Here is an 8,143-nt window from a genome sequence, read left to right on the forward strand (position 1 = left end):
GACAACTTATTGCAACACAACCTAAAACGTATCTGGATGTGGGCCACAACCCTCAGGCCACAGAATCCCTTGCTACGTGGCTCACAAAACAGTCATTCACATCGCTTCACATTGTGATGGCCATGCTGAAAGACAAAGCCCTCGGGCCATCTTTAGCGCCATTCGCGCCCTTTAATCCAGTCTGGTATGTAGCATCAACCGAAGGCCCCCGAGGACTGTCTGCTGAAGCGCTGAGTAAGGCTGTACCCGTTGGTCAGACTCAACAGCAGTTTGCTCATGTAACCGACGCATTTTACGCAGCACAGGCACAAGCTACACAAGCACAAGCAGGAAATGATGCGTTAATATTGGTAGTAGGATCGTTTCATACTGTTGCAGATATTTTAGCGTTACCGCACAATACACTAAAATAACAACAGAGTGAGGCCGCAGTGGCGACAGCGTTACAAAACAGACTAGTGGGAACCGTCATTCTGGTGGCAGTGGCTGTTATCTTTTTGCCCGACATGTTGGATGGCAGAAAAACCAGTAATCAGGATGTGTTCGTAAACGTTCCGCCAGCCCCCCATCAAAAGCCCATCGTGAATCCGGAGCCGTTTCCTGCCGATCGCGTTGCGGCGGCAACACAGCGCCCGGTTGAAATTGTAAATGACATTGCGGTGGACGACGAATCCCTGGACCCGCCAGTAGCCGCCAATGAGCAAGTAGTTACCGCTGAAGCCAGTTCGGCGAGTAACGACGATTTAGCCCGTCAAACCGTTGTAGAAGCGCCTGATGAAGCATCAAGTGGCAGTGGGTGGGTCATTCAGCTTGGCAGTTTCAGCCACCAGAAAAATGTTAAGCAATTACTGGATAAACTGGAAAACGCGGGATACCGGGCGTTCAGTAAACCAATCATTACAAGTTCAGGTCCGCTTACCAAGGTATTTGTAGGGCCGAATCTGGATAAAAGTGCGCTGGAGACCGCGCTGCCACATTTGCAGGAACTCACTGGTCTAAAAGGCAAAGTCACCACATTCAGTGTGAATGGGTAATTGTATTTTCGTCTGAATTACTTAAATAAGTTGTTCTAAAAGCAGGAAAAATTCCGGTATAGTGGGCATCGACCATCCCACTTTGTTGCTGAGTAAAATTGCTGCACTGGTAATCATTCTGACTTCTGGTAGAATGCGCGCGAATTCGACGCGGTGTGCTGTATATTTTCGCAGAGCAACGCTTACTAGGTAAGATATCGACGATGAATTGGCTGGATTACGCAATAATCGGTGTGATCGCGCTCTCAACTGTAATTAGTCTGGTGCGCGGCTTTGTAAAAGAAGCTATCTCTTTAGCGGTATGGTTTGCCGCGCTCTTTATCGCCAGCCAGTTTTACGCCGACCTCGCGGTGTACTTCACCAGAATCAACGATGAGTTAATCCGAAATGGGGCCGCAATTGCCGTGTTATTTGTGGTAACGCTTATTCTCGGCGCCCTGGTCAATCACGTAACCAGCCAGCTGGTAGAAGCCACCGGCCTTTCTGGCACAGACCGTGCTCTGGGCGCGGTTTTCGGTGTATTACGCGGCATTCTCATCGTAAGTGCGCTATTATTCTTTCTGGATACCTTTACGCCATCTGCTTCGTCCACCTGGTGGGAGGAATCGGTACTGGTGCCAGAATTTGCAGTGATTATTGAGTGGTTTTTTAGCTACGTAAAAGACAGCTCCAGTTTTTTAACTCCCGCTTAAAATAGGTAACCCAAATGTGTGGTATTGTCGGAATTGTTGGTAAAACACCGGTTGCTCAGTCCTTGTACGACTGTTTAACCGTGCTACAGCATCGTGGCCAGGATGCTGCAGGCATAATGACCGTCGATAACGGTGTGTTCAATCTGCGTAAAGACAATGGATTGGTGAGAGACGTGTTTCATACGCGTCATATGAAGCGGTTAACAGGCAATATGGGTATTGGTCATTGCCGCTATCCTACTGCAGGCTCGTCAAGCTCCGCAGAAGCGCAGCCGTTTTATGTTAATTCGCCATTTGGTATTGCCTTTGCGCACAATGGAAACCTTACCAATGCGCATATTCTCCAGGAAGAAGTGGCCCGCAAAGCGCGTCGTCACGTGAATACCACGTCTGACTCCGAAATCCTGTTAAACATTTTTGCTCACGAACTTCAGAGCAAAACTACCGGTCTCACCGTATCGCCAAAAGACATCTTCGATGTAGTAACCAAAGTACACAATAAGATCCGTGGTGCTTACGCAGTGGCAGCTGCGGTGATTGGTTTGGGGTTAGTGGCGTTTCGCGACCCTCACGGTATTCGTCCGTTGGCGTTAGGTAAACGCATAACAGAAATGGGCGACGAGTACATGGTTGCCTCCGAGAGTGTTGCGCTTGATGCGGTTGGCTTTAAATTCATTCGCGACGTTGCTCCAGGTGAGGCGGTATTTATTACAGAGCAGGGTGAACTCTTTACACAGCAATGTGCCGAAAATCCTGTTACGTCGCCATGTATTTTTGAGTTTGTGTATTTTGCGCGCCCGGATTCCTTTATTGATGGTATTTCGGTGTATGCGTCACGCGTGAATATGGGCAAAAAGCTGGGCGAGAAAATCGCGCGTCAATGGGCTGATTTAGACATCGACGTGGTGATCCCGATCCCTGAGACTTCAATGGATATCGCGCTGCAAATCGCTAACACACTGAACCTGCCTTACCGTCAGGGCTTTGTGAAAAACCGCTATATCGGCCGCACGTTTATTATGCCTGGCCAAACTATGCGTAAAAAATCGGTACGCCGTAAACTGAACGCTATTTCTTCTGAGTTCAAAGGCAAAAACGTGTTGCTGGTAGACGACTCCATTGTACGTGGAACCACCTCGGGGCAAATCATCGAGATGGCGCGTGAGTCGGGTGCCAAGAAGGTTTACTTCGCGTCTGCTGCACCAGAGATTCGCTTCCCTAACGTGTATGGTATCGACATGCCCTCGGCAAATGAGCTCATTGCTTATGGCCGTGAAATCGACCAAATCTCTGATCTGATTCAGGCCGACGGACTGATTTTCCAGGATATCAAAGATTTGGTAGAAGCTGTTCAGCAGGAAAACCCGCAGATCAAGCGCTTTGAAACCTCGGTTTTCGACGGTAACTATATTACGGGTGATGTTGACCAATCGTATCTGGAGCGTATCGACATAGCACGAAGCGAAAAGGCCCGTCAGGCTCCGGTGATTCAGGCTGAGTTGTCGAATCTGGAAATGCATAACCTGGACGCCTGATGCGTGTGTTGGTTAACCAGAATTGAAAAAGCCGTACTCAATACGGCTTTTTTTATGCAGTAAACAAATTATGTCAGGAGGTGTTAGTGGGAATAAACCGGGCCCATGCCCATGCTCCACAGAATGACGGTACTGGCCATTAAAATCACCAGCAAAACCAGCCCACAGGTCACTACTGAACTTGAGTAGATAAAGCCTTTTTCCTCAGGAATGTGCATCAGAATAGGCACACCTGAATAAAGCAGATATACCGAATATGACAAACCAACCAAACCAACGGTCATAATGAACCACAATTCAGGATATAAACCGGCGAAACCCACCATAAACAGAGGCGTTGCGGTGTATGCGGCAAGCTCCAGTGATTGCGTATACGTGGGCGCGGCATCAAATGCGTTCGCCAGTTCATGGATCAATATTGCCAGTAGCACTACGCCTGCAATTAAACCAAAGTACATGCCAACACTCATGGTAATGGCACTTTGCTGAGTGAGCTTGATAACGTCACCTGCACCAATACTCCATCCCAGATGTGCAGCTGAATAATAACCAATAATCGCCGGAATTAACGCAATAACGGCAATGTGACTGAGTGCATAAAAGTAATTTTCGTGGCGCTTATCGATGGTTTGCCATTCTTCTTTAGGGTGTGTGTAAATTCCCCAGAGGTGATTTAGGATCATAATGCCTCCCGGCTGGTTGGTCTGTTGTTAACCATTTTATTTATCATAATGTTAATTAATTAACATTATTGTTACATTTAGTCTTATCTAAGTACAAATTTAAGTCAACACTTTTGGTTAAAAAATGATCTCAATTGGCGGTCTACGTAATTTCAGTAAATAAACTCATCACATGGGAACAGCACAATAGTGGCGACAACACTTAGAACCCAAAGGCTCCTGTGATACACTTCGCCAGCGTTTTAATGTGTACAGAGAGAGTCCTTTGCAATCGTTACTAGCCCCCATAAAAACCTTTTTAGGCTGTGAAACGCCACATGCCTGGGTTGCAGAAGCCGCCAAACCTGAAAATCTGCCTGTTGTGTTATTGGATCATCTTGTATGTGAGCTTAAGGCAGCTCAATCAGCGATGTTTTTGATCCGCCGTTATGCAGTTGATAAAGAAAGCGGTGATGCGCTGTTGGCCTGGTTAAAGCCATTCGAGGATTTCACATATCGAAAAGTAGGGGATTGGAAGGCGCTGGCGAATCATGAAAAACTCTCTAAATCCATGATCCCAAAATCAGGCACGCCTTATGGTCAGGATTTGATTGATAAAATGGTGCTGTTGATAAAAGAAGAGTTGCATCACTTTTATCAGGTACTTGAAATCATGGAAGGCTATGGTATTGCCTACGACACTATCAGTTCGAGCCGCTACGCTAAAGGCTTACTGCTGCATGTGAAAACCCATGAGCCGGCGGCGTTGGTTGATAAATTGATATGCGGTGCATTTATTGAAGCGCGTTCCTGTGAACGATTTGCGGCGTTGGCCCCGCATGTAGATAAACCCCTTGGTGATTTTTATATCTCGTTACTACGCTCAGAAGCGCGCCATTATCAGGATTATTTAACCCTGGCAGAAGAGATTGCGGGTAAGGATATTTCCGAGCGGGTAGCGTTTTTCCGATCCGTTGAAGCGAAATTGATTTCTGCGCCAGACGAAGATTTTAAATTTCACAGTGGTGCACCGGTGCATTAATACCAATTCCTGGCTAACCGCTTATACTCGCTACTGGTTGTAAAACGACGGTCTTTCAGGCCGTCTTACCTGCTTTTAATAATCACAGACACTCACTCCATTCGTCTTAGTTGCGATTTGTAATATATTTTAAATATCTAATTAATATAAGATTTTTTGAATTCCGCCTTTCATATGTCATATAAACATGGCACCATTTAGCTCTGTCTATAACAACTTTGTATAGCGTATTTACCTACAGAATAATAATGGTATTCAGGCTGGCGCTAACCTGAGATATCCATGGAGTGAATAGATGTTTTCAAGAAGCAAGGTGCTAGCTGAGCAGTTGAATGAGGTGTCGGGTGAGTTATCTGTATATAAGCAGATTTTTGAAAGCCTGAGCAGTGAGATGTTACACGTTTCAATGAATATGCAGGGAAAGCTAACCGAAGCCAATGCGCTTTTTATACGTGAAACAGGCTTGTCGGAACAAACGTTAATAGGTATGCCGTTTCTGGAGTTAGTGCCGCCTAAAGCACGGGCTACGGAACACTATAAGCAGCTACAGCGTGCCATTGCAGAAAAGCAACATTGGTCGGGGGCGGTGGAAATTGACAATGGCACGGCAGAGCACCTGTGGTTGAGAGTGATTATGCAACCTATCTGCGATGCTCAGGGCAACGTGTTTTCAATCGATTTATTTGCCAATAACTTAACCCGTACAATTAATGCCTCGCGCCTTAATGAGAATATGATAAAGGCTATTAAGCGTTCAACTGCTGTGATTGAATTTACCATCGACGGTATTGTGTTGGATGCCAACCAGAATTTTTGCCAAACCATGGGATATTCGCTGGACGAAGTAAAAGGTAAACATCATCGGATATTTTGTACCCGCGAAGAGGCTGAAAGTGCCAAGTATGCCGATTTTTGGAAGCGATTAAAAAGCGGTGAATTTTTTGTGTCCCGCTATAAACGGGTGAATAAACAAGGCAGGGAAATCTGGCTTGAAGGCTCGTACAACCCTATCTTTAATGCTTATGGCGAATTAACCCGCTGTGTAAAATTCGCCAGTGACATTACGGAACAGGTTGAGCAGGAGCGCAGGGTGGCGGAAGCGGCCGACATGGCCTACGAAACTTCCCGACAAACAGGTGATAGCTCCACCCGTGGTCACCAGTTGATGCAATCTACCTCTGAAATGATGTCTGAATTGGTCCAGAAAATGTCGGAGGCGTCGCAAAGTATTGATGCCCTGAATAAACAGTCTCAGGAAATCAGTAAGATTATTCAGGCCATTGGTGGTATTGCCGATCAAACCAATTTGCTGGCTCTTAACGCTGCGATAGAAGCAGCCAGGGCTGGGGATCAGGGCCGAGGATTTGCGGTTGTTGCTGATGAGGTACGTGAGCTTGCTTTCAGAACAACGAAGTCAACGGATGAAATTGTAAAGGTGGTAGCTGAGAACAGTCAGTTAGCTGAAGCCGCCGTTAACTCTATCAACGCCAGTAAACAAAGTGCTATTGAAGCGCAGTTACAGTTACAAGAAACACAAGCCGTTATTCAGGAAATACAAGACGGTGCGGAACTGGTTGTTGGGGCGGTGTCGCATCTTACACAGCACTAATCCCACATTTATACAGGTACGCAGTGCAAGGTATTGCGTGCCTGCTGTCGCTCCTGCGACTTAATTATTCGCCATTTCTTTTTGTTGTTCATTAACCAGTTCAGTAAGTATTTTGTCTACCGCCGACATGTCGATATTGAGCGATTTATCAACCGCAAGATATACAGGCACGTCCAGCGTAGAAATAACAAAAGACGAGATATCCGCGTGATGCCGGGTTAGCATGTTGCCTACAATCTGGTTGGTAACAAATGCATCAATCCTGCCAAGTTGCAGCATATCCACCAGGCTTTCATTCGAGTCCAGATATATGAAATCGTCGGGTTCAATGTTGTACTGATGAATGAACTTGTCAGAAACGGTGATCCCTCTGACACCGCCAATTCGCAAACCGCGCCAGCTTTGTAATTGCGTTTCACTCAGCGAGTTACGGTAGAACAGGGCATATTGCGTAACGTGAAGTGGTACACTGGAAAAGGTTAAATGTTCGCTTCTGTTTTCAATATTGGCTAATGAAAAATAGCATTGAAAAGGGGCTGTGGTGATCGAACGCTTTAGCCGACCCCAGGGAATATCAATAAATTCTATCTTCCATCCCATTGCATTGGCCAACCCTTCAAGTAAACCGATGTCTCTGCCGGATGGCGGCTCATCTTCATTGAATATGGTGTACGGAGGATAGTGAGTTGTTACACAACCTAAAGGCTGAGCGTTTGGATTGGTCTCCTGATTCGCCCACAACGTGGAACTAAAAATGGTGCTGAGTATCAACACAAACTTTAATCGCAACAACTTAACACCCAGCATTCAAAATTTACAATTGGCAACGGGGGTAGTGTAAAGGGCCTTTGACTATTTTACGAATAGCCATTAGTTTAATTTTATACCTGGTTAATACGCCCTCTTTCGCTGCCTGCATCTTGATGCGAGCCAGCAATCAGTACTTTTATGAATGAGTACAACTCGGTCTCCGATGTTAAATTGCTCCAGGGATTCCAAGGGCTTTACATGCAGATGATGTTCATGGTTATTGTTATCTACCACCACGGCTTTAGCACCAATACCACTATTCGAGGCCGTTGAAATGATACTGGCAATCGAACCGCTTAAGGCGTATTGGGTATTATTGGCAGCGGGATCTGAAAATGACGCCTGCAATGCGCGGCGCAATAACCATTGAAAGCGCAGGAAGATGCCGGCAACAATGGCCACGCTTACGCTACTGCTAACCGAAAAGATCCAGAATTCGGATACGATGATGTCAGAGAATTGTCGCAATCCATATTGCATCGCGAGACCCTGAAAGCTGAACAGAAATAAGAACAATAACAGCCAACCACTGCCAGTCACTGAATACCAGTACGATGATAAGTGCTCGGGTGATAAACGCTTTAACGACAAAATACCAAACTGACTTTGGTCGAACAGGCCAAATACATCGGTTTTACACAAAAAACCAACGCATTCGATAAATAAAATGACAAGCAAGATAGGTAGTACCGATCCGTAGATGACGTTTTCCCGAGAGAATAGCCAAACCGTAATTATCACCTTCCTTCATGCACGGTA

General features: G+C 46.0%; 9 protein-coding genes. 6 read left to right on the top strand and 3 right to left on the bottom strand.

The genetic code is table 11. From position 1 onward, the window contains the following. The 4 genes from ACLR2L_RS16765 to purF form a co-directional block, all read left to right on the top strand. Positions 1-413, top strand: a 413-nt coding sequence (locus tag ACLR2L_RS16765) for a glutamate ligase domain-containing protein (protein WP_413369719.1), incomplete at its 5' end; no start/stop codon positions are given. A gap of 18 nt (positions 414-431) precedes the next feature. Then, the gene (locus ACLR2L_RS16770; protein ID WP_413369721.1) at positions 432-1,034 is read left to right on the top strand and encodes an SPOR domain-containing protein; all 603 of its coding nucleotides are present in this window, start codon (positions 432-434) and stop codon (positions 1,032-1,034) included. Positions 1,035-1,237: 203 nt separating this feature from the next. Then, positions 1,238-1,726 (top strand): CvpA family protein, encoded by a 489-nt coding sequence (locus tag ACLR2L_RS16775; protein ID WP_413369723.1) that lies wholly within the window; start codon positions 1,238-1,240, stop codon positions 1,724-1,726. A 14-nt stretch (positions 1,727-1,740) separates the two neighbouring features. Continuing rightward, complete coding sequence (purF, locus tag ACLR2L_RS16780; protein ID WP_140956583.1) at positions 1,741-3,261, top strand: amidophosphoribosyltransferase; 1,521 nt, start codon at positions 1,741-1,743, stop codon at positions 3,259-3,261. Positions 3,262-3,344: 83 nt separating this feature from the next. On the opposite strand, the gene ACLR2L_RS16785 is transcribed toward purF, so the two are convergent. Next, the gene (locus ACLR2L_RS16785; RefSeq protein ID WP_140956584.1) at positions 3,345-3,944 is read right to left on the bottom strand and encodes a Yip1 family protein; all 600 of its coding nucleotides are present in this window, start codon (positions 3,942-3,944) and stop codon (positions 3,345-3,347) included. Positions 3,945-4,209: 265 nt separating this feature from the next. Here ACLR2L_RS16785 and miaE point away from each other — a divergent pair, with 265 nt between their 5' ends. Together miaE and ACLR2L_RS16795 are read left to right on the top strand one after the other, a co-directional pair. Next, positions 4,210-4,965: a tRNA isopentenyl-2-thiomethyl-A-37 hydroxylase MiaE gene (gene miaE / locus ACLR2L_RS16790; RefSeq protein WP_413369726.1), complete on the top strand. Its 756-nt coding sequence runs from the start codon at positions 4,210-4,212 to the stop codon at positions 4,963-4,965. Between the two features lie 295 nt (positions 4,966-5,260). Beyond that, on the top strand, positions 5,261-6,574 hold the full coding sequence (locus tag ACLR2L_RS16795; protein ID WP_413369728.1) for a methyl-accepting chemotaxis protein: 1,314 nt from the start codon (positions 5,261-5,263) through the stop codon (positions 6,572-6,574). Positions 6,575-6,634: 60 nt separating this feature from the next. On the opposite strand, the gene ACLR2L_RS16800 is transcribed toward ACLR2L_RS16795, so the two are convergent. Both ACLR2L_RS16800 and ACLR2L_RS16805 read right to left on the bottom strand, forming a co-directional pair. Further along, complete coding sequence (locus tag ACLR2L_RS16800) at positions 6,635-7,366, bottom strand: substrate-binding periplasmic protein (RefSeq protein WP_413369730.1); 732 nt, start codon at positions 7,364-7,366, stop codon at positions 6,635-6,637. Between the two features lie 99 nt (positions 7,367-7,465). Then, entirely contained in the window at positions 7,466-8,026 is a 561-nt protein-coding gene (locus ACLR2L_RS16805; protein ID WP_413369732.1) for an OB-fold-containig protein, read from the bottom strand. Positions 8,027-8,143: the final 117 nt, after the last annotated feature.

It is taken from the genome of Alteromonas sp. AMM-1 (genome assembly GCF_047290655.1).
Classification (GTDB): Bacteria; Pseudomonadota; Gammaproteobacteria; order Enterobacterales; family Alteromonadaceae; genus Alteromonas; species Alteromonas mangrovi.